Here is a 21,810-nt window from a genome sequence, read left to right as displayed (position 1 = left end):
GGACACGAATATCAATTGTTGACCTTTAGGTTTACAATCTTGGCTACCTTTGCTCGCCTGAGTCCCTATGAAGCGGCTCGCCTTTGAATTTGAAACAAATTTCGTGGCCTTTGTCGACGCAATTCCCGACGCTGTCGCCATTGTTGACGACGGCGGGCGAATCATTCTCGCGAATGCACAAACCGAAAAACTGTTCGGGTACTCGGCCACGGAGTTGACCGGCCAGCCGATCGAGATCCTGATTCCTGAGCGTTTCCGCCGCAATCATCCACACCACCGGGCCTCTTTCCATGACAATGCCCGGGTTCGGCCCATGGGGACCGGGCTCGACCTGTATGGATTGCGCAAAGACGACACCGAGTTCCCGGTCGAGATCAGCTTGAGCCCGTTGACGGCGAGCGGAAGCTCGATGGTGATCGCCGCCATCCGCGACGTCACCGAGCGCAAAGAGCGCGAGGAGGCGCTGTGGAAGCTGAACCGGCGGCTGGAAAAGGAAAAGGCGTACCGCTCCCTGGTCGAAAATGCGCCTTACGGAATTTACCGCGCCGGTGTCGAGGACGATCAGTTCCTGGCGGTCAACCCTGCTCTGATGCACATGCTCGGCTACGAACGCGAGCACGAATTACTGCGCCTGAGCATCGGCAATGATGTCTATCGCAACCCCGCCGACCGCGTCGCCCACTTGGAACTGGCTCGCCGAGAGCGGCACTTCCAGGGCGTGGAAGTGGAGTGGAAGCGCAAGGACGGCAGCCCGCTGTTCGTGCGGCTCTCCGGCCGCCGCGGTAGCGATGATTTCGGTCCGGAATATTTGGACGTGGTTGCCGAGGACATCACCGACCGGCGCAAGCTCGAGGATCAATTTCAGAAAGCGCAGCGGCTCGAGGCCGTCGCACACCTTGCCGGCGGCGTCGCACATGACTTCAACAACTTGCTGGGTGTGATTACCGGCTATGCCTTCATGATGCAGACCGACCTGGAACCCTCAAGTCCCAACCGGGAACGCGCCGAGGGCATTCTGCAGGCTGCCGCGAGCGCAGGCACCTTAACGCGCGAGCTGTTGGCGATCAGCCGCCGGCAGGTGTTGCAGCCCACGGTTCTCGATCTCAACGCGGTAGTCCGGGAGACCGAGAAAATTCTTTTGCGCGTCCTCGGCGAGGACGTTCGGCTGCGCAGCGAACTCGATCCCGAGTTGGGCCGCGTGAGGCTGGACCGCACTCAGATCGAGCAGGTGCTCTTGAACCTCGTCATCAACGCCCGCGATGCCATGCCGAATGGCGGCGAGATTCGGATCGCGTCGGCCAATGCACACCTGGATGAGAACTACGGCAAAACCCACGCCGGCGTGCAGCCAGGAGAATATGTCGTCCTCAGCGTGATTGACACCGGCAAGGGCATGGATGCAGCGACCCAGGCCCGCGTCTTCGAGCCGTTCTTCACCACCAAGGCCCCGGAGAAGGGAACCGGCCTAGGCCTGGCCAGCGTCTACGGCATCGTCCAACAGAGCGGCGGTCACATCTGGCTGTACAGCGAACCGGGAACGGGGACGACTTTTAAGATCTACTTTCCGCGGGTTTACGATCGTACCGAAACCGCCACGACGCGCCGCCCGGCCGCCAAGTCCCGCGGCAGCGAAACCGTTCTGCTGGTGGAGGACCACGCCCTGCTGCGGAAGGTAACAACGGAGATGATGCGCGACATGGGCTACACCGTCCAGGTCGCCGACACGGCGGAAGCCGCTCTCGAGATAGCGCGAAGCAACCGCGAAATTCATCTGCTAGTGACCGACGTTGTCATGCCCGAGATGAATGGGTTGACGTTGCGGGACCATGTCGTCGCCTTGCGACCCAAGATGAGAACGCTGCTCATGTCAGGCTATTCCGGCGACGTGATCTCCCAATACGGCGAAATTGGCGCCGGCACGGCGTTGCTGGCGAAACCTTTCACCGCCGAAGCCCTGGGCGCGAAGATGCGGTCTCTGCTGGACGAGAAATAAATCCTGTTACATCCCCCGGTGCTCCAGATCACACAGCACTGTGCGAAATAACCCACCCGGTTGTGATGTCCGGTTCCGGCAAATACTCCGCCCAGGATTCGCTAAGGCCCAGTATTTTCAGCTGGTTAATGGCGACTTCCACAATTCGGTCCCGCGCCCAATGAAATGGCCGCCGGATTGCCCTATCCCATGGCGAGAGGGATGGCAACCATGGCAACCGCAATCGCAACCGTTCACAGCAACACGACCTTCGGTGATGTTTTCGAAGACATGTCTCCCGCGCTGGTCCGGGAATTGGAAGCTCTGGAATTCACGACCAGCTATCCCAGCGACGCCGTTCTCTTTGTTGAAGGACAGGCGCCGCGTGGCGTGTTCGTCGTCCTGCGCGGGCGGGTGAAGCTTTCCGTCAGTTCGCGCGATGGGCGCACCCTGATCCTGCGCATCGCGGAAGCGGGAGACGTGCTGGGCGTCAGCGCATGCGTTTCCGGCAACGCCTACGAAGCCACGGCGGAAACCCTGGAAGGATCCGAGATCGCCTTTCTCAAGCGCGCCGACGTGTTAAGACTCATGCAGAACCACAATGACCTGGCGCTATGGCTGGCGGAGAGCCTGAGCAAAGAATACAGCTTTACCTGCCGCGAAGTCCGCAACCTGATGCTGGCGGAATCTGCCAGCGGCAAGCTGGCAAAATTCCTGGTGGATAACCTCGATAAGAACAGCACTCCCCGGCAACCGGGCCGCATGAAACTGGGTCTCACCCACGAAGAGATGGCGCAGATGATTGGGTCATCTCGCGAAACCGTTACCCGGACCCTGGCGGCATTCAAGAAGCGCCACTTGATCGAACAAAATGGCGCCACCTTTATTATTCACGACCGTTCGGCTCTCGAGTCCATGGTCCCGGCCTAATACTGATCATCGTCGATCCTCCTGATTCAAGCGGCGCGAGCGAACCTCGTGCCGCTTTTTTCTTGCCAAGGTTGCGACGTCTTACTTGGCCGCGACAAAGTTTTTCGCCACGATCGCCTGCGCTTCCGGGGTGAGCATGAAATCCAGGAATGCTTTCACCTCCCCAGCCGGCGGATCTTTCGTGACCAGGATCAGCGGGCGCTTCAGCGGGTAGGTTCCATTCTGCACCGCCGCCGTCGTCGGAGGCGCCCCATCCAATGCCAGCGCCCTCACTCCGGCCATTGCGAAAGACATGGACGATGCGGCAATCCCGTTCGCATCCGCGGCCACGTCCTTGACGCAGTCGGTCGCGTCTTCCAGTTCCTTGACCGGGCCGTACTTATCGCTTCCGAGCACCATGTCTTTGAACGCCTTTACGGTCGCGCGGCCGCCCGAGAGTTTTTCGCTATACACGGTAATCGGCGCGTCGGCTCCGCCGAACGTCTTCCAGTTCGTGGTCCGCCCGGTGAAGATCTCCTTCAGTTGCGCGCGGGTCAATGCCTTGACCGGATTCTTGTCGTTGACGAACACTCCCATGGCGTCGTACCCGATGACCGCTGTGCCGGCAACTTTGGCTTTTTCCTCGGGCGTCAGTTCGCGTGCCACGCCACCGAAGTTCACCCGGCGCTCCTCGGCCGCCTTGAACCCCGCATCCGCGCCCGCACCTCCGATCTGGCTGAAGGTCACGCCGGTGCGCGCCGCGAACAGCTTTGCTGCTTCCGGCATGATCTTGGTTCCGATGGTGGTTGCGCCCTCGTAGCTCAGGGTGCGCGTACCCGCTTTGTCCGCGTCGCTTCTCGTCTCCGACATTGTCTGTTGCATGGTTCCGCCCATAGCCGCCGTGATCAGCGATCCCGTCAGCACCCCCAGTAGTAGCGGATCTCGCAAACTTCTCCTATGCCACACCGGATCATCTCCCGGCCGGTACGGCGACCGGCGAGGCTTCCTCCGTGAACTGGCGCTCCGGATGCATGGTGAACGACAGCGCCGCTCCCACCAGGATCACGACGATCGACACTTTGAATGGCAGCGTCCAGTTGCCCGTCCGCTGGATGAGGTAACCGCCGACCACCGGCGAAACGATCGCCGCCAGCGCTGATCCAGTGTTCATCAAGCCGCTGGCCGTGCCCGCGAATTTCGGCGCGATGTCCATGGGGATCGCCCACATCGGCCCGATCGTCATCTCGGCGAAGAAGAAGCCGAAGGTCAGAGCCCACGCCACGAAGTTGATGTTGCGCGTGTACATGAGCGGCACCATCGCCACCCCGCACAGGAACATCATCACGGCCACCATGTTGCAGCGCGCGAACCGGGGGCTTTTGGTCTTCTCGAACAGCTTGTCGCTGACAATTCCGCCCAGCGTGTCGCCCACCACGCCGGCGAAGAACACGCCGGAGGCGAAGATGGCGGTTTTCTTGAGATCGAGGTGGAACTGCCCTTTGAAGAAGGAAGGAATCCAGCTCAGGAACAGCCACAAGATCCAGCCGTAGCAGAAGTACACCACCGTGACGGGCGCCATGCGCTTGATCAGCGGTCCCCAAGGCACCTGTACCTTGGCCTTGGTCGCCGGCGTGGGCAGCGTCGCCAATTCTTCCTGGGTGATGCCGGGGTGATCGCCGGGCTTGTCGCGGAAATACAGTCCCCATGCCAGCGCCCAGAACGTGCTGATGCCGCCGATGATTAAGAAAGAAGCGCGCCACGAAATGGCCGCGATCAGCGTCGCCACCACCCATGGCGTCAGGGAATTGCCCAAGCGCGAAAAGGCGTGCGTGAATCCCTGCGCAAACCCGCGACGCTCCTTCGAGACCCAGTACGACATGGCTCGCGTCGCGGTCGGGAATGTTGCGCCCTCGCCAAATCCCAGAATGACTCTGGCGACAAACAGGGCCACCAGTCCGTGGACAAGTCCGGTGACGATGGTGGCGCCCGCCCAGATCAATCCGCAGATGGTCAGCGCTTTTCGCGGTCCAAACTTATCGGCGACCCATCCGCCGATGATCTGGAACAACAGATACGGATAGGCAAACGCCGAGAACACCAGCCCGATCTGCACCTTGGTGAGCGGAATTTCTTTCAGGAACTGGCTGGACGCAACCACGGTACTGATATTGACCCGGTCAACGTAGGTCAGGAAATACATCAGGCAAAGCAGTCCTAGCACCACGTTGCTGGCGCGGAAGACGCGTGGACGCATGATGGGTTTCTCCTAATATTTGCGAATATCGTGTATCACACGGTCTGACGGGCTGAGTATGATGTGCCTCTTTTCCAGAGCAGGCAAGCGGTTTTTTGCTATGCTGCGATCTTGTTGCGATCCCAGAATCGGCAGGCGGATGTGAGCAGTCCCGTCGGCAACAGAATCGGCGATCCCGCTCTTGAGGCGCGCTTGCGCCAGGCGCTGCGCGGGGAAGTCCTGTTCGACCCCTTTACCCGCGGGCGCTATTCCACCGACGCTTCCATCTACCAGATCGAGCCCATCGGCGTCGCCCTGCCGCGCGACACCGCCGACGTCGAAGCTGCCATCGGCATCGCCCGGGAGGAAAAAATTCCCGTCCTCCCCCGCGGCGCCGGCAGCTCGCAAAACGGCCAGACCGTTAACCAGGCGCTGGTCCTCGATACGACCCGCTGCATGAACCAGGTGCTTGAACTCGACACCGAACGCGGCACCGCCGTCGTCCAGCCGGGCATTGTCCTGGATCACCTCAACGCCAAGCTGAAACCGACCGGATGGTATTTTGCCGTTGACCCTTCCACCTCGAACTGCGCCACCATCGGCGGCATGACCGGCAATAATTCCGCCGGTACGCGGTCCATCCAATACGGCATCATGGTGCACAATGTTTTGGAGATTGAGACCGTGCTGGCCGACGGATCGCGCGTGCTGTTCGGCGAAATTCCGGAGCCCTTCAACGGCACTCCCGCGCGGGCTGCCGAAATCGCTCGCAGCCTGCGAGCGCTGTACTCAAATTACGCGGCCGACATCGCTGCGCGCGTCCCCAAGGTGCTGCGTAAAGTTGGCGGGTACAACCTGCACATGATGGGCGACGAGCGCCTGAACCTGGCGAAGATTCTCGTCGGTTCCGAAGGCACGCTCGGATTTTTCACCAGGATCAAGCTCCAGTTGCACCGCATTCCGAAGCACCGCGTCCAGGCGATATGCCGCTTTCAGCGTTTTCACGACTCGATGGACATGGTCCGGCGCATCGTCACCTTGAATCCGTCGGCGGTGGAACTGATCGATCGCGCCATGCTGGACCTGGCGCGTCCCATCGCGACCTTCCGCTCCATCATTGATCGCATTGCCCAGGGTGACCCCGACGCGCTGCTCTTCGTAGAGTTCTCGGGCGAGGAACAGGCGCCGCTGCTGGAATCAATCGACCGGCTGGAACAGTTGCTTGCCGACCATGGCTTCTCGAATTCTGTGGTGCGTGCTGCCGATGCGGCCACCCAGGCCGAAACCGGCGCCATGCGCAAGGCGGGGTTTGCCATCATGATGTCCATGAAGGGCGACGGTAAGCCGGTGTCGTTCATGGAAGACTGTGCCGTCCCTCTCGAGGACCTTGCCGAATATACCGATCGCCTGCGCAGTCTTTTTGCCCGCCACGCGACCGACGGAATCATGTACGCGCACGCCTCGGTGGGCTGCCTGCATATCCGCCCGGTGCTCAGCATGAAGGACCCGGCCGACATCAGGAAGATGCGCCAGATCGCGGAAGAAGCGTTTGCCATCGTGCGCGATTACAAAGGTTCGCACTCGGGCGAGCACGGGGATGGCATCTCGCGCTCCGAATTCCACAATGTCATGTTCGGGGAGCGCCTGGTGCGCGCCTTCGAAACCGTCAAGGACACTTTTGATCCTGGCGGGATGTTCAATCCCGGCCGGATTGTCCGCGCACCTCGCTTTGACGACCGCAGTCTGTTTCGCTTCAAGCCCGATTATGCGGCACTGCCGATCGAACCCGCACTGGATTGGACCGAGTGGGGCGGCCTGTTGGGCGCGGCCGAAATGTGCAACAACAACGGAACCTGCCGCAAGGCGGATGGCGTCATGTGTCCGTCGTACATGGCGACCCGCGACGAAAAAGACGTGACCCGCGGCCGCGCTAACACCTTGCGTCTCGCTCTGAGCGGTCAACTCGGCCCAGACGCGCTGTTCGCTGATGCCATGAAGGACACCATGGATCTGTGCGTCGGCTGCAAGGCCTGCCGCCGCGAGTGTCCCACCGGCGTGGACATGGCGCGCATGAAGATCGAGTTCCTCCAACAGTGGCACAAACGTAAAGGCGTGTCGCTGCGGAGCAAGCTGACCGCCTATCTGCCGCGATACGCGCCAGTCGTCAGCCGGTTCGCTCCCTTGATGAATTTGCGCAACTCAATCCCTGCACTGGCCGCGATGACGGAAAAGTTCACCGGCCTGAGCGCCCGCCGCAAGCTGCCTGCCTGGCGCAGCGACGGTTACCGTCGTGGCGCTGTTGCCCAGGTTAGGGCCGACAATCGTAAGCAGAGCGGGGAAGCCCTGCTCTTCGTCGATTGCTTCTCACGCTACTTCGAACCCGAAAACGCCCGCGCTGCTCGCGCCGTCCTGGAGGCCGCCGGCTACGACGTCATTGAGCCTGACGCCGGCCGGCCGCTGTGTTGCGGCCGCACCTTCCTCAGCGCCGGGCTGGTCGATCCCGCGCGCGAAGAACTGGCACGGGTGGTCGCCACGCTGGGGCCATTTGCGGAGCGCGGCACGCCGATCATCGGCATCGAGCCCTCCTGCCTGCTCACTTTTCGCGACGAGCTGAAAGCGTTGCTCAAAAGCAAAGCCGTGGATGCCATCGCTGCGCAGTCGCTCCTCTTGGAAGAATTCCTCGCCCAAGTGAAAGACAAACTGAACCTGGCGTTTTGCGACGACGGTCCTAAGACCGCCTTCCTGCACGGACATTGTCACCAGAAGGCATTCGGCGCCATGCCCGCCGTCGTCAGCGCGCTTCGGCTTGTTCCCAACTTGGAGGTGAGAACGATCGATTCAAGCTGCTGCGGCATGGCCGGCGCCTTCGGCTACGAGAAAGAGCACTACGAAGTGTCCATGAAAATGGCCGAGCGCAGCCTGCTTCCCGCCGTTCGCAAAGCGCCTGCCAATGCGCTCATCGTTGCTGACGGCACCAGTTGCCGCCACCAGATTGAAGCCGGGGCGCTCCGTCCGGCCATCCACGTCGCCCGCGTGCTGGAATCCGCGCTGATAGTCTGAGCCCTACTGCCGCAGGAGAAAAAAGCGTATGAGCAACGACGGGTCCAGTGCCAACCTCCGGCCCCTGCTGATTGCCTCCCTGGCGGCCGCAGGCGTTGGATTCGCGGGTCCGTGGGTTCTTGGCTTCAATTTCGCGGAGAGATACTCCGTCTGGTTTGCGGCCCTGTGGCTGGCGCTGGTCGTCGCCGCGGTTATACGGTACCGGGCAGGCGGCTTGTGGTTGCTGATCGGTGCGCCGCTTGCCTTGTATTGGCCCGGCGCTTTTGTCCTGATCTCTGTCGCCTGCAAACATGACATTCGCGCCTGTCCGTGAACCCGGCAACAGAAGGCAGAACCCCAAATGCCTTGCTTTTTCTGTCTTCCTATGTCAGCAATAGGAGATTCGCCATCATCAAATCATTGCTCGTGAGGCACTGGTCATGACGTATCGCCCCGGCCGTCATTTTCTGCAAATTCCTGGTCCCACCAACGTGCCCGATCGCATCCAGCGCGCCATGCACGCCGCCGTCATGGATCACCGCGGTCCCGACTTCGCCCGCCTCGGCCATGATGTGCTGGAAGGCATGAAATCCATCTTCCGCACTTCAGGCCAAGTCTTCATCTTCCCGTCTTCCGGCAGCGGCGGGTGGGAAGCCGCCATTGTTAACACCCTTTCTCCCGGCGACAAGGTTTTGATGTACGAAACCGGGCAGTTCGCCACCCTGTGGCAGCAGGTCGCGCGTCGCCACGGGCTGGAAGTCGAGTTCGTACCCGGTGACTGGCGCCACGGCGTCGACCCCGCGGACATGGAGCGCCGCCTCCGCGAAGACCGCAACCACGCCTTCAAGGCGGTGATGGTCGTGCACAATGAAACCTCCACCGGCGTTACCAACCGCATTTCCGAAATTCGCAAGGCGATGGACGCGGCAAAACATCCGGCACTGTTCATGATCGACGCCGTCTCCTCGCTCGCGTCTTGTGAACTCAACCAAGATGCCTGGCAAGTGGATGTCGTCGTCGCCGGATCGCAAAAGGGCCTGATGCTTCCTCCAGGTCTCGCATTCAACTCGGTTTCGGAAAAAGCCCTGGCCGCAAACCGGACCGCTCGCCTCAGCCGCTCTTATTGGGACTGGCAGCAGATGCTCAAGGACAACGCCATCGGCTACTTCCCCTACACCCCGGCGACCACGCTGCTCTACGGTTTGAAGGAAGCCATGGCCATGCTGCACGAGGAAGGTCTCGACAACGTGTTTGCGCGCCACAACCGTCATGGCGCGGCGACGCGCGCCGCCGTCGAAGCCTGGGGACTCGAGAACCTCGCCTTTGATCCCCGCGAATATTCGAGTTCGGTCACCGCTGTCCTGATGCCGCAAGGCCACGACGCCGACCACTTCCGCAAAGTGACGCTGGAGAAGTACGACATGTCGCTGGGCACCGGCCTCGGCAAGGTGAAAGGCAAGGTCTTTCGCATCGGGCACCTTGGCGACTTCAACGACCTGATGCTGATGGGCACCCTGGCCGGCGTCGAAATGGGTTTGCGTGTCGCCGGTGTACCGCATAAGTCGGGCGGCGTCCAAGCCGCGATGAACGCGCTCAGCCAGCCGGCGGTTCCAGCCGCAGAAGGCGCCCTCGCCAGGTAAGAACCAGCGCTCGTTTCCATGGCCCACATTTGACCTTCGTTGGCCAATGTGGGCTTTTTCTTGGTTCTGTCGTTTGCGGGCTAAGAGGCGTCTTTACCCCAGCCCGGCAACCTTCCGATTTTCATTTTTTCGAGCGCCTTGCGAAGTTGCAGAATTCAAGAATTGGAAGGCGAAATTCCTTCCATCCGATTGTAAAAAAAGATTTTACAAACTCGTCCCTGTAACCTTTTTTCTTTTTTGCGGTCTACTAGAACAGGATAGCTTTCCGCGGTTGCGAGGATGGCGCCGCGGACGAGGTATTGCCATGAACCATCTTGACTCCGCGCTGAGGTCCTCCATGAATCAGCCCAATGTTCCGCCCGCTGATGCTCAGCCAAAGTACCTGCAAAGATTTGTCGTCAAGCTTGACGCGCGCGTTTTTGCCGTGCCGGCCGACCAGGTTGACTGGATCGAATCGGCCGCCAACTACGTTCGCCTCCACGTCGGCGCCGGCACGCACCTGGTCCGGGCCACCATGTCGAACGTGGAATCGTCGCTCGATCCGCGGCACTTCCTGCGCGTGCACCGCAACGCCATCGTCAACCTCGCGCGGGTGCAGGAGTTCCATATGCCGGCGCGCGGCAGCATGAGCGTCCTGCTGCGCGATGGTTCGCGAGTACCCTTGAGCCGCGGCTATCAGCCCGCCGTTCGCAAACTGCTGTTGGAGCCGGGCAGCCGCTCCGGAAATACTTTCGCGACCTCTGTTTCCCCTGACCATCCGATAAGTTGAGGTATTCTCGTGTCAGCGACTGTTCCGCCAGCGGCTTCTGCCATGCCTGTCTCTGAGCCGGATGTGGAAACCAAAGTCCCGCGCCTTTCCATTGTCCTCGGTTCGTTGCCTGTGTTGTTGTTCGAAACCGGCTGCGCCATCTTCGTTATCGCCAACCGCATTTCGATTCTGACGACAGGTGCGGCGACCGGCATGGTCTTGGGAGCATCCTGGTTGCATTCCGAACCTGTGCGCCTGCCGCTGCTCGCCCTTGCTACCCTTGGTTCCATCTTCAACCTGGTGGTGATCCGGAACGCCTACCGCCTTCGCAATAAGCCCGAAGCGCAATGGCGGATGCGGCCACTTCGCTTCCGCGACAAGCTGCGCAACCACGTCGTCGTGGTCTTCTCCGTGCTCACGCTGTTCATGGTGATCGTCGAACTGATCTTCCATCCCAGCGTTTATCCGGGTTGGCATCATTAATTAGGAGTGGCCGCCCAGCCTCAACCCGGGTCCGATGAGCAGGCGCTGATCAATCGTGTCCGTGCCGGGGATTCCAATGCTTTCTACGATCTGGTTCGCCCCCACGAGCGCGCTATCTACGTTACGGCGTATTCCATCCTGCAGGAGCCATCCGAGGCTGAGGACGTTGCCCAGGAAACGGTGCTTAAGGCGTTTCGCAGCCTGCATCAGTTCCGCGGCGACGCCCGCTTCGGCACGTGGCTGATCACCATTGCCATGAACGAGGCGCGCATGCGGCTGCGCTCCCGCCAGCGCGCCCGCTTCGAATCGCTGGACGCGACCGCGCCGGATGATCCCGATTACGTCCCGCTGCAATTGCGCGATTGGCGTGAAATTCCGTCCCAGGCCCTGGAACGGCAGGAACTCCGCGTCGCCCTTGCCCGGTCCCTGGCCGCGCTCGATGAAAAATATCGTGAAGTGCTGGTGCTGCGCGACGTCCAGCTTCTCAACGTCGCTGAAACCGCGGAGGTCCTCGGAATAACACCCGGCAATGTGAAGGTTCGCCTGCTGCGCGCCAGGCTGCAGATGCGCGACCGTCTTGTTACCGAACTGAGTGGCTGGCATCTCAAACGGAAGGAGAAATAAGGTGGAAGTAAGCTGCCACGAGATCTGGCGCGAGATCTCGAACTATTTGGACAATGACGTCGACCCGCGCCTCCGCGAGCGCATGGAGCGGCACTTCGCCAGCTGCCGCCATTGCGCCGCTCTCATTGACAGCACCCACAACATGTTGGTCCTCATCGGTGACAACCGCGCCTTCGCCATCCCGGCCGATTTCGGCAAGCGCCTCTACGGAAAGCTGGCCGCCCACCTTGCCTCCAGCCGCTAAATAATTCCGCTACACCCCAAGCATCTCCTTAGTTTAATTTGTTATCCAACCTCTAGCTTATTGGGGTGTCCTAATGTCGGCGCGCGCGCCAGCCGTTCATTCGGTTCATATTTATAACGAACAGTCTGCACTGATTTCCCGGTTGTGCGGGATCGTGTCTTCCAGTCTTCGCGTCGGCGATGCTGTCTTGATCGTCGCTACCGCCGAGACCCGCAATCAGCTCATCACTGAACTTCGCAAAAGCGAGGTCGACGTGCGGCTCCACGCGCGCGAACGCCGTTTCAGCATGGTCGACGCCCGCGAGGCTCTTTCCTCGTTCATGGTCAAAGGCTTGCCGGATTCTGGATTGTTCACTCTCTCGATCGGCCAGTTGCTGGCCGATTCCCGCGGGCGCGCTCGCAGCAAGTCGCATGGCCTGACGGTCTTTGGCGAGATGGTCGCGGTCCTGTGGGAGCAGGGAAACAAGCAAGCTGCTCTACAGTTGGAAGATCTCTGGAACGCCACCCTGAACGACCGCACTTTCCACCTGCACTGCGCCTATCCTCGCTCGCTCTTTACCGACGACTCCGATGTTGCAGCGGTGTGCAGCGCCCATTCTCACATTCTGCAAGATCGGGCTTTGCCGGTACGTCCTGAAGTATCGAAATACGCCGCCTGATACCTGCATAACCCGGGTCTACATGTTTCCGGCCAGCTCAGCCCGGGTGGTGGACTGGGCTATGAAAGACAGGTCCGGGTCCGCCGCGACGCCGGTAAAGACCACCGTCATCAAGCCTGCCAGCCACTGCGCCACCGCGACATCGCGATCGTCGAACGCGTAGGGCTGCGGCGATACTACCGTAATCAGCCCGAGTACCCGGTCCATGTTGGTGACGGGAGCGGCGACCATCGACTGGATTCCCAGCTCCCGGCATGTGTCCGGATCAACGCGAGTATCGTCCGCCGCGAGGTCGCAGCGCAGCGTACGGGCGCTTTGCACCGCCAGCGACGACAACCCCCCGCGCACTTCTGTCCCGATCGCCGGCGATCGGGCACCCATACGCGCTTCGCAGACCATGCGTCCACGGCGGTTCGCGGCAATGGCGGCGCCACCGGATCGGCTGAGGAGGTACCCGCGCTCGACGACCATTTTCATGGCGGAGTCAAAGGGCGCAGTCCCGGCAACTTCTGCGGCCAAAGCTGACTTGCCGGCAAAACCGGAAGCCGGCTGCACCAGGCCGTCGTTGACTGCCGGACGATGCGCCATTTCTATTACATTGGCGGGCCGCTGTTTGACCACGCGGGCGCACTGTTCTCCCCGCAACGATCCTCCGAGCACCCGCGACAGGCTCAGTACTGCAGTGCTGCCGCAGGCAAGACACTGCGCGGTGTTGTTATAGCTGATAAGTTCGCAATCGCTGCACAGAATAGAATCGCGCAGCTGCAGGAAGGTAACATCCCGAAGCTTGGTGGCCGGCATTTCCGCTTTTTTCCCTGGACCGCAAAATTTATTCTTGAAGCAAACAGCTTTAGCAACATAGTTCACCTGTCCCGAACGTCAGAGTGGCGAGGCAGGTTCTCTTGGGCAGTTCTCTCGGGAAGGGAAACTAGTTTTCCCAAATTCGCGGAAAAGCGATGACCGAAAATTCGTTTTTTCGTTTAATCTGGCTCTTTCTTCCATGGGCCGCATTCACGTCCTTCCCGAGCACGTTGCCAACAAGATCGCCGCCGGCGAGGTAGTGGAGCGCCCGGCTTCGGTGGTCAAGGAATTACTCGAGAATGCGCTCGATGCCGGAGCTCGGCGTATCCGTCTCCAAGTTGAAGGCGGCGGCAAGAAGCTGATCCAGATTACCGACGACGGCTGTGGCATGGTGCGCGACGACGCTCTGCTTGCCTTCGAGCGTCACGCAACCTCCAAAATCCGCAATGCCGACGACCTACTGACGGTCGCGACGCTGGGCTTCCGCGGCGAGGCGCTGCCCTCCATTGCCTCCGTGGCCCGCCTCAGGCTGGAAACCCGCGCAGCCGACGAACCCGGTGGCAACATCGTCGAAATTGCCGGCGGCAAGATCCTCAAAGTCGAAGAGGCCGGCCTTCCCGCCGGGACCTCGATCGCCGTCCGCGACCTGTTCTTCAATGTGCCGGCGCGACGAAAATTCCTGCGTTCGGAGTCCACCGAACTGGCGCACATCGCGTCGCTGGTGACGCATTACGCGCTCGCCCACCCCGACAAGCATTTTGAATTGCATTCCTCCCTGAACGCCATGCTGGTCGCGCCCCCGGTGGCTTCTCACCAGGAGCGCATCTACCAGGTTTTCGGCCGGGAAACGCTGGAGCAGTTGCTCTCCGTCGCCGCCATGCTGCCCCTGTCGCGCGTCGGGCTTCCGCAAGCGCCGCCGTGGGCCAGGCGCGACGAGGAAGGAGAGCCAGAGAAATCTGTTCCCGGCGACCTGCGACTGCATGGCTTCGTCTCTAAGCCTGAAATCCAGAAGCTCAACCGCAACTCGATGTTTGTGTTTGTCAATGGCAGGCTGATTCGCGACAAACTCGTCCAGCACGCGCTCACCGAATCGTATCGCAACATCCTGCCCCCGACTGTCTACCCGGTCGTGCTGTTGTTCCTGGAAATGCCGGCCACCGAGGTTGACGTCAACGTCCACCCGTCGAAGGTGGAAGTGCGGTTCCGCCAGCAGTCGGTGGTCCACGATTTCGTGCGCGATTCGGTTCGCGCTGCGCTCATGAAGGCGCGTCCCATCCCGCAGTTCACCCGGGAAATCTCCGCCCAGCCGACCGCTTCTCCTTCGCTGTCGCCCGGCGCTCGCGGCCCTGACGCGGTGCCGGTGGGGGTACTCGGCATCACCGAGGCGGATGCTAATTTCGCGCTGAGCGCACCCGCGCTGACTTCCGATTCCCAGCGCCTTGAGTTCCGGGGTTCCATCGCGGTCGACGCCAACGCTGCCGTTCCGGTCCCGCGCTTTGGAATGCAGTCCGTCGTGCCCGACGGCGATTGCGAGCGCGAGCTTCCCGAGTTGCCCCCCAGCGATACTTCTCCTCTGGGATCCCTCCGGCCGCTCGGCCAGGTGCGAGACTCCTTCATCCTTGCCGTCAACGAGGAAGGTTTGTGGATCATCGATCAGCACGTGGCGCACGAGCGCGTCTTGTTTGAGAAGGTCGTGCGGCAGCGTGCCGCCGAGCGCGTCGAGTCGCAGCGGCTTCTCATGCCTCTCATCATCGAGCTCACGCCGCAGCAGCAGGCCATCTTTGCCGAGATCTGCGACGAGCTTCACCACAATGGCTTCGACGCGGAACTGTTCGGCTCGCGCACGGTTGCGGTGAAGACTGCGCCCGCCGGCGTCGATGCCGCCGATGTCGAGCGCATGCTGCACGAATTGCTAACCCAGTTCGAGCGCGAGAAGCAGGCACTCAATCTCGAGATCGCCCGCACGCGAATTGCCGCTTCCATTGCGTGTCACGCCGCCATCAAAATTAATACCCCGCTTACAGCGGACAAAATGGAGTGGCTGCTGCGAGAGCTCGCCAAGACCGAATGCCCTATGTCGTGCCCGCACGGACGGCCGGTCGTGTTGCGGTATTCTGTTCGCGACATCCAAAAGGCGTTCAAACGTATTTAGCGGAAAGTCTTTTTCATGACCGAGCAGGAGCTACAGCTGGCACGCCGCGAACGATGGCGCCTCGACGGGCGTCCCATCCGCACTCTGGAAGAAGCGCGCGAGTTCATCGAGAACTGCGGCATGTGCCTGATCTTTCCCGCCGCCTCTGTGGTCGCGCCCACCTTCCTCGGCGCCTACGCGGGAAATGACGAGCGCCTTCCCGACGCCAGGCATGCCTTTGCCGATCCGCAAGTCCATGAAGCCACCCAGCTGATCATCCGGCTGCTGCGTGAGAAAACCGCATTTGAAGCGAATATTTACGGCGATGCTGGATTCCTGGTTTCCGCTGAGGTTTTTCCCTATCTGTATGGCCTCGTCGGTGACAAGAACCCGCGCCAGGCCCCGCAACCGGGAGCCAAGTCGGAATACACGCCACTGTCGCGCGATGTGTTCGAGGCGATTCGCACTCACGGCGCGATGTCGAAAAAACGATTGCAACAGGTGCTCGGAGGCTCGCTCTCCGCTTCGGCGCTGGATCGTTCGCTGAATGAATTGTGGTCACGCCTCCGCATCACCCGTGTCGACTACACGCCGGAGGAGGGCGCCAGCTGGGACGCGCTCTACCGCTGGGCGCCCGATCGCGTCCAGCGCGGCCTGCATTTGTCGCAGCCGCAGGCATTGACGGCATTGCTCTCCAAGTATCTGGAAGTCGTAGTGGCGGCGGAGCCAGCCGAGTTGGAAGAGTTTTTTGGACGCCTGGTGCCGAAGTCTCGTGTCAAAGAAGCTCTGAATGCCCTCTTGGCCGCCCGCGAGCTGAGCTTGACGACCATTGGAAGAAAGTCGATGGTACAGGTCGCCGTCAAGCGCGAGCCCTACGTCGCAAGACCGCGGCGCAGGGTCGGCGGCTGAGGCTTGGTTTCTTGTTGGGGGGATTTGAAATCACTAATTGAGTATTGGAAAATTCTTCGGTTCAGCTTAAATTTCAAATCTCCAGTTCCAATTCCAAAATTTCTGGAGCCAATGGCCGATTCCTCCAAGAAGCTTGTCATCGCCATCGATGGCCCCGCTGGCGCCGGCAAGAGCACCATTGCCTCGCGCCTGGCGCGGAAGCTCGGTTACGTGAACCTGGAGAGCGGCGCCATGTACCGTGCCCTGGCCTTGAAGGCAATTGAGAACGATATCTCCTTCGACGACGAAGATGCGCTGCTGGAATTGGCGCGGAACTCGAACATTGTCTTGCAGCCGCAGGTAGACGGCAACCGGGTGCTGCTGGATAGACGCGATGTCAGCCAACGGATCCGTGAGCGCGATGTCACCGAGGCGGCCTCGCGCGTTTCCGTCCACCCCGCAGTCCGTTCCTATATGGTTGCGCGCCAGCAGGAGATGGGCGAAAACGGCGGCGTGGTCATGGAAGGCCGCGACATTGGCACCGTAGTCTTCCCCAATGCCGACGTCAAAATCTTCCTCGAGGCCACCCCCGAGGTGCGCGTCGAACGCCGCATCAGGCAGCGGGGCGCCGATCCCGGTAAAGCCAGTTCGGTCGCCGCCGAGTTGCAGAAGCGCGATCAGCGCGACCGTACGCGGACCGCATCTCCGCTGGTACCGGCTGCCGACGCGGTGATTCTCGATTCCACCCACCTCTCCATCGACCAGGTGGTTGATCGCGCCGAACAACTGGTCAGGAAAAAACTGACCGAATCGGTCCCCGGGTCCTTCTCATCCACCCCCAAAACCAGCATCTAAGTTCCTGATGCATACTGTTTCCGGGCAGCCCATGGTAGAGGCCGTTGGCCTGTCGGAATGTCTCGACCGGCTGGCGGCGAACAAGGGCCGCAACCGCCCGCTTTCTACGTACCGGCTTCAATTTCATCGTGGCTTCCGCTTCGAGGACGCGCGCCGCCTCGTCCCTTACCTGCACGCGCTTGGCATCACGCACTTTTATTCCTCACCCATCCTGCAATCGCGTCCCGGCAGCATGCACGGCTACGACATCACTGACCACAATCGCCTCAACCCGGAAATCGGCAACGAGGAGGAATTCCAGGCATTTATCGCCGAGATGAAGTCAGCGGGGATGGGCTTGGTCCTCGATATCGTTCCCAACCACATGGGGGTCGGCCACGGCAGCAACCCTTGGTGGCAGGATGTCCTGGAAAATGGCCAGGCATCCCGTTACGCGGAGTTCTTCGACATCGACTGGCGTCCGCTCAAGAGCGAACTCCACGGCAAAGTGCTGCTGCCTATTCTGGGCGGGCAATACGGTGAAGAGTTGGAGCGCGGGCACATCGTCCTGCATTTCCAGGATGGAGTTTTCTTCTGCACGTATTACGACAACCACCTGCCTCTAGATCCGCAAACCACGCCGCTCATCCTCGAGCCCCTGGGCGACCTTCGCATCGGGCAGTCCGAGTCAGACTGGCAATCCTCCGGCATGTCGGAACTGGAGGAGATCCTCGGAGAACTTCGCGATCTCTGCCCGCACACCTGCGATGACACGGAACTTATCCACCAGCGCCAGGCGGCCATTCCGCGAATCCAGCACCGGCTGAAAAAGCTGGTGGAACGTGCACCGCAGGTCCGTCGCAGCATCGAAGAAGCGGTTCAGCGCAGCAACGGACAGCCCGGAGACCACCACAGCTTCGATTCGATCCATCGCCTGCTGGACGCGCAGGCTTACCGGCTCGCGCACTGGCGCGTTTCCGCCGAGGAAATCAACTACCGCCGCTTCTTCGACATCAACGAGCTGATCGGGCTGCGCATGGAAAACCCGGAAGTGTTTTCTGCCACTCACCGCGTGGTGCGCCGCCTGCTCGCCGAGGGCAGCCTCGACGGCATCCGCCTCGATCACCCCGACGGCCTTTACAATCCGATCCAATACTTCTCGCGGCTGCAGATTCTCTATGCCGCCAGCCAGTGTTGCGGCGCGCAACCCGCGACCGTGCCGCTGGCCGAAAACGGCATCGAGGCCGAGGTCCAGATCATCTTCGGCGAGCACGACTGGATCAACCAGCAACCGCCCCTGTTCGTTCTGGTCGAAAAGATTCTCGAGCCCGGCGAAGAGCTACCCCAGCAGTGGCCGGTGGACGGCACTGTCGGGTACGATTTCGGCAACCTCGTCAACGGCGTGCTCATCGACCAACGCAACAAGCGCGCTTTCACCACCCTGTATCACCGCTTCCTGGGCGGCCCCGTTGATATCGATAACATCATTTACCGTGCCAAGATGCTCATCATGAAGGTCTCGCTCGCCAGCGAAGTTACCGTGCTCACGCACATGCTCGACGAGATCTCCTCCACCGACCGCCACGCTCGCGATTTCACCCGTCACAGCCTCCTGGAAGCCATCCGCGAAACCATTGCCTGCTTCCCGGTCTACCGCACCTACATCGACGAGCGCGGCAATATCAGCGATGCCGATCGCGCTTACATTGAAAACGCCATCGCACGTGCCAAGCGCCGCAATGAAAACATGTCCGCCGCGGTCTTCGACTTCATCTCCAATATCCTGCTGCTTCGCAGCGGGGACACTGCTGTCTCCGCGGAAAGTTACCGTAAGCGGCTGCGCTTCACGCTCAAGTTCCAGCAGCTCACCGGGCCGGTGATGGCCAAGGGACTGGAAGACACTGCCTGCTACGTGTACAACCGCTTTGTTTCGGTCAATGAGGTCGGTGGCTCGCCCAACGAGTTCGGAATCTCGCCGGATGAGTTTCATGCCGGCAACCAGCAGCGCGCCCATCGCTGGCCCAATTCCATGCTCAGCACCTCCACCCATGACAGCAAGCGCAGCGAGGACGTCCGTGCGCGATTGGACGTTCTTTCAGAAATGCCGCGTGCCTGGGCGGCGCAGGTGATGCGCTGGCGGCGGCTCAATCGCGGCAAGCGGCGTCCTTTTGCGGACGGTCGCGCCGTTCCCGACCACAACGAAGAGTATTTGCTCTATCAGACCCTAGTCGGCGCCTGGCCTTTGGAAATGCCGGATGACGCCGCGCGTCAGGACTTCCTCCACCGCATTCAGCAGTACATGGTCAAGGCCGTGCACGAGGCGAAGGTCAATCTCAGTTGGATCAACCAGAATCCCGACTACGTCGTCGCCCTCGAGCAGTTCCTCGCGCGCATTTTCCAGCCCGGCACCTCTAGCCGGCCTAATCTCTTCCTGGAAAACATCGAGAGCTTTGTCTCTGAGGTCGCTTTCTTCGGCTGCATCAATTCTCTCGCTCAGACGCTGCTCAAGTTCACCTGTCCCGGTCTACCCGACATTTACCAGGGAACCGAGTTGTGGGATTTTTCCCTGGTCGATCCCGACAACCGCCGTCCAGTGAACTACGATCTTCGCCAGCGTCTTCTCGGCGATCTGCTGGCCGCCCAGGCTGGCGACTTGGCCGCTCTATGCGACGAGCTCTGGCACAACTACAAGGATGGCCGGGTCAAGATGTGGACCACCCTGCGCGCCTTGAACCTGCGCCGCGAACATGGCCGGCTGTTTCAACTGGGAAGCTATTCGCCCCTGCGCGGAAGCGGCGCCAAGTCCGAACACCTGGTCGCTTTCGCCCGCGAGCATGACTGGCGCATGTCGGTTACTGCCGTGCCCAGGCTGCCTTACACCTTGTCCGGCGGGGACGTGTCGGCCAAGGAAGTCTGGGGCGACACGCAGATCCCGCTGCCGTCCCATGCGCCCGCATCTTTTGTGAATGTGCTTACCGGCGAGACCGTGCAGCCGTCGAGCCGCGCGCTGTCATGCCGCGAAATCTTCGCTCACTTCCCGGTCGCGCTGTTGATCGGCGGCTGAGGCGGCACAATTCCGGTCGCTGATCTGTGACAACCGCGCCAGCCGTTCCGCATGTTCCTGCTTCAAGTCACCGGCACGATAACGCCACGTCCAATTGCAGTCACTGCTGCTCGGCACGTTCATGCGCGCTTCGCTTCCCAGCCCGAGCACATCCTGCAGCGGGATCACCGCCAGACGCGCCGGCGAGGTGATGGCCGCGCGTATGAACGCCCACGGCATCCCAGCCGGATCGGTGCCCACGTAAGCTTCCGCGAGCCGGCGTTCCTCGCCCTGCGTCGAGTTGAACCAGCCCAGCGTCGTGTCGTTGTCGTGCGTCCCGGTGTACACCACGCTGTTTTCTTCGTATCGATGCGGCAGGTAAATGTGCGCCCCGGGGTTGCTGAAGCCGAATTGCAGGACCTTCATGCCCGGCACGGCCAAGCGCTCGCGGAACGCATGCACCTCGGGGGTAATCATCCCCAGGTCTTCCGCGATAAATGGAAAGCCGCCCAGCGCGTTTCGCAGCACGTGAAACAGGTCGTCGTTCGGACCATGTACCCAGCGGCCGTGCACCGCCGTCGGTTCCTGCGCCGGGATTTCCCAGTACGACTCGAAGCCGCGGAAGTGGTCCAGTCGAACGATGTCGCACAATTGCAGCGCCCACCGCATCCGCTGCACCCACCAGTCATAGCCCCGCGCCTTCAGCGCGTCCCAGCGATACAGCGGATTTCCCCAGCGCTGTCCGGTGGCGCTGAACGCGTCCGGAGGCACCCCGGACACGACCGTCGGATTCAGGTTATCGTCGAGTTGAAAAATGTCGGGATGGGTCCACACATCGGCGCTGTCATAATCCACGAAAATGGCGACGTCGCCGATCACCCGTATCCCGCGCTGCCGTGCCGCCTGGTGCAGTGCGCGCCATTGCTCGAAAAACGCGAATTGCGTCACCCGCGAAACGTCAAGCGCCTGGCCGAGTTCCTCGCGCACCCGCGCCACCGCCCCCGGTTCGCGGCGCGCAAGTTCGCGCGGCCACTGGTTCCACGTCCCATTCGGAAACCGATCGCGCAAGCGGACGAACACAACGTAGTCATCCAGCCACCCGGCATTTTCGGAGCAAAATTTCTCGTAGCGGCTGCGGGCTGCTCCGGACGCGCTGTTCAGGAAATTTGTCGCCGCTTCCCGCAGCAGCGGCATCTTGATGGCGCGCACCCGGTCGTAGTCAACCGCTCCCTCGTCGGTGGGCAGTACTGCCAGGCGCCCACGATCGATCCACCCTGCATCCGCCAGGCGTTCCAGGCTTACGAGCAGGGGATTTCCCGCGAATGCCGAGATCGACGAGTACGGAGAATTTCCCAGCCCCACCGGGCCGAGCGGCAGAATTTGCCACAGCGTCTGTCGTCCCGCCGACAGGAAATCCAGGAACTCGTAGGCAGCCGGACCCAGGTCGCCGATGCCGCCACGCGAGGGTAGCGATGAGGGGTGCAGCAGAATTCCTGACGCGCGTTCGTTCATCGGAAGACCTTAAGCTCTTAGCTCGTTAACGGAGGAGTTAGATGACGAATA

Annotated in this window: 18 protein-coding genes; 14 read left to right on the top strand and 4 right to left on the bottom strand. The window is 61.2% G+C overall.

Translation table 11 applies throughout. The features are described from left to right. Nucleotides 1-67: 67 nt before the first annotated feature. Together VFI82_09555 and VFI82_09550 are read left to right on the top strand one after the other, a co-directional pair. Entirely contained in the window at nt 68-1,993 is a 1,926-nt protein-coding gene (locus VFI82_09555) for a PAS domain S-box protein (protein ID HET7184921.1), read from the top strand. Nucleotides 1,994-2,203: 210 nt separating this feature from the next. Next, nucleotides 2,204-2,902, top strand: a complete 699-nt coding sequence (locus tag VFI82_09550) for a Crp/Fnr family transcriptional regulator (GenBank protein HET7184920.1) — start codon at nt 2,204-2,206, stop codon at nt 2,900-2,902. 81 nt (nt 2,903-2,983) lie between these two features. Here VFI82_09550 and VFI82_09545 read toward each other — a convergent pair whose 3' ends face one another. Together VFI82_09545 and VFI82_09540 are read right to left on the bottom strand one after the other, a co-directional pair. Then, nucleotides 2,984-3,751 (bottom strand): phosphate ABC transporter substrate-binding protein, encoded by a 768-nt coding sequence (locus VFI82_09545; protein HET7184919.1) that lies wholly within the window; start codon nt 3,749-3,751, stop codon nt 2,984-2,986. A gap of 100 nt (nt 3,752-3,851) precedes the next feature. Further along, on the bottom strand, nt 3,852-5,135 hold the full coding sequence (locus VFI82_09540; GenBank protein HET7184918.1) for an MFS transporter: 1,284 nt from the start codon (nt 5,133-5,135) through the stop codon (nt 3,852-3,854). Nucleotides 5,136-5,276: 141 nt separating this feature from the next. Between VFI82_09540 and VFI82_09535 the strand changes: the two genes are divergently transcribed. From VFI82_09535 to VFI82_09500, 8 genes are all read left to right on the top strand, one after another. Further along, a complete protein-coding gene (locus VFI82_09535) occupies nt 5,277-8,174 on the top strand; it encodes an FAD-linked oxidase C-terminal domain-containing protein (protein ID HET7184917.1) in 2,898 nt (965 codons plus the stop codon). 28 nt (nt 8,175-8,202) lie between these two features. After that, entirely contained in the window at nt 8,203-8,487 is a 285-nt protein-coding gene (locus VFI82_09530) for a hypothetical protein (GenBank protein HET7184916.1), read from the top strand. Between the two features lie 106 nt (nt 8,488-8,593). Continuing rightward, the gene (locus tag VFI82_09525) at nt 8,594-9,793 is read left to right on the top strand and encodes an aminotransferase class V-fold PLP-dependent enzyme (GenBank protein ID HET7184915.1); all 1,200 of its coding nucleotides are present in this window, start codon (nt 8,594-8,596) and stop codon (nt 9,791-9,793) included. 304 nt (nt 9,794-10,097) lie between these two features. Next, complete coding sequence (locus VFI82_09520; protein HET7184914.1) at nt 10,098-10,562, top strand: LytTR family DNA-binding domain-containing protein; 465 nt, start codon at nt 10,098-10,100, stop codon at nt 10,560-10,562. 42 nt (nt 10,563-10,604) lie between these two features. Further along, nucleotides 10,605-11,024, top strand: coding sequence for a hypothetical protein (locus tag VFI82_09515; protein HET7184913.1), 420 nt, complete (start codon nt 10,605-10,607; stop codon nt 11,022-11,024). Nucleotides 11,025-11,030: 6 nt separating this feature from the next. Beyond that, on the top strand, nt 11,031-11,648 hold the full coding sequence (locus VFI82_09510) for a sigma-70 family RNA polymerase sigma factor (GenBank protein ID HET7184912.1): 618 nt from the start codon (nt 11,031-11,033) through the stop codon (nt 11,646-11,648). A gap of 1 nt (nt 11,649) precedes the next feature. After that, nucleotides 11,650-11,892: a zf-HC2 domain-containing protein gene (locus VFI82_09505; protein ID HET7184911.1), complete on the top strand. Its 243-nt coding sequence runs from the start codon at nt 11,650-11,652 to the stop codon at nt 11,890-11,892. A 73-nt stretch (nt 11,893-11,965) separates the two neighbouring features. Next, nucleotides 11,966-12,550 carry an MEDS domain-containing protein gene (locus VFI82_09500; GenBank protein HET7184910.1) on the top strand — a complete coding sequence of 195 codons (585 nt, stop codon included), beginning with the start codon at nt 11,966-11,968 and terminating at the stop codon, nt 12,548-12,550. A gap of 18 nt (nt 12,551-12,568) precedes the next feature. Here VFI82_09500 and VFI82_09495 read toward each other — a convergent pair whose 3' ends face one another. Next, complete coding sequence (locus tag VFI82_09495) at nt 12,569-13,351, bottom strand: GAF domain-containing protein (protein HET7184909.1); 783 nt, start codon at nt 13,349-13,351, stop codon at nt 12,569-12,571. A gap of 199 nt (nt 13,352-13,550) precedes the next feature. Here VFI82_09495 and mutL point away from each other — a divergent pair, with 199 nt between their 5' ends. From mutL to treY, 4 genes are all read left to right on the top strand, one after another. Beyond that, a complete protein-coding gene (gene mutL / locus VFI82_09490) occupies nt 13,551-15,503 on the top strand; it encodes a DNA mismatch repair endonuclease MutL (protein HET7184908.1) in 1,953 nt (650 codons plus the stop codon). A 15-nt stretch (nt 15,504-15,518) separates the two neighbouring features. Continuing rightward, nucleotides 15,519-16,391 (top strand): hypothetical protein, encoded by an 873-nt coding sequence (locus VFI82_09485; protein HET7184907.1) that lies wholly within the window; start codon nt 15,519-15,521, stop codon nt 16,389-16,391. A gap of 111 nt (nt 16,392-16,502) precedes the next feature. Further along, on the top strand, nt 16,503-17,225 hold the full coding sequence (gene cmk / locus VFI82_09480; protein ID HET7184906.1) for a (d)CMP kinase: 723 nt from the start codon (nt 16,503-16,505) through the stop codon (nt 17,223-17,225). A gap of 7 nt (nt 17,226-17,232) precedes the next feature. Beyond that, nucleotides 17,233-20,268: a malto-oligosyltrehalose synthase gene (treY, locus tag VFI82_09475; protein HET7184905.1), complete on the top strand. Its 3,036-nt coding sequence runs from the start codon at nt 17,233-17,235 to the stop codon at nt 20,266-20,268. Here the strand turns inward: treY and malQ are convergent. Continuing rightward, on the bottom strand, nt 20,215-21,759 hold the full coding sequence (gene malQ, locus VFI82_09470) for a 4-alpha-glucanotransferase (GenBank protein ID HET7184904.1): 1,545 nt from the start codon (nt 21,757-21,759) through the stop codon (nt 20,215-20,217). The two genes, treY and malQ, sit on opposite strands and share 54 nt — an antisense overlap. Nucleotides 21,760-21,810 lie beyond the last annotated feature (51 nt).

It is taken from the genome of Terriglobales bacterium (assembly GCA_035691485.1).
Classification (GTDB): Bacteria; Acidobacteriota; Terriglobia; order Terriglobales; family Acidobacteriaceae; genus JAIQGF01.
The sequence above is the reverse complement of the archived record's forward strand: the minus strand, read 5'-3'. Positions and strand labels throughout refer to the sequence as shown.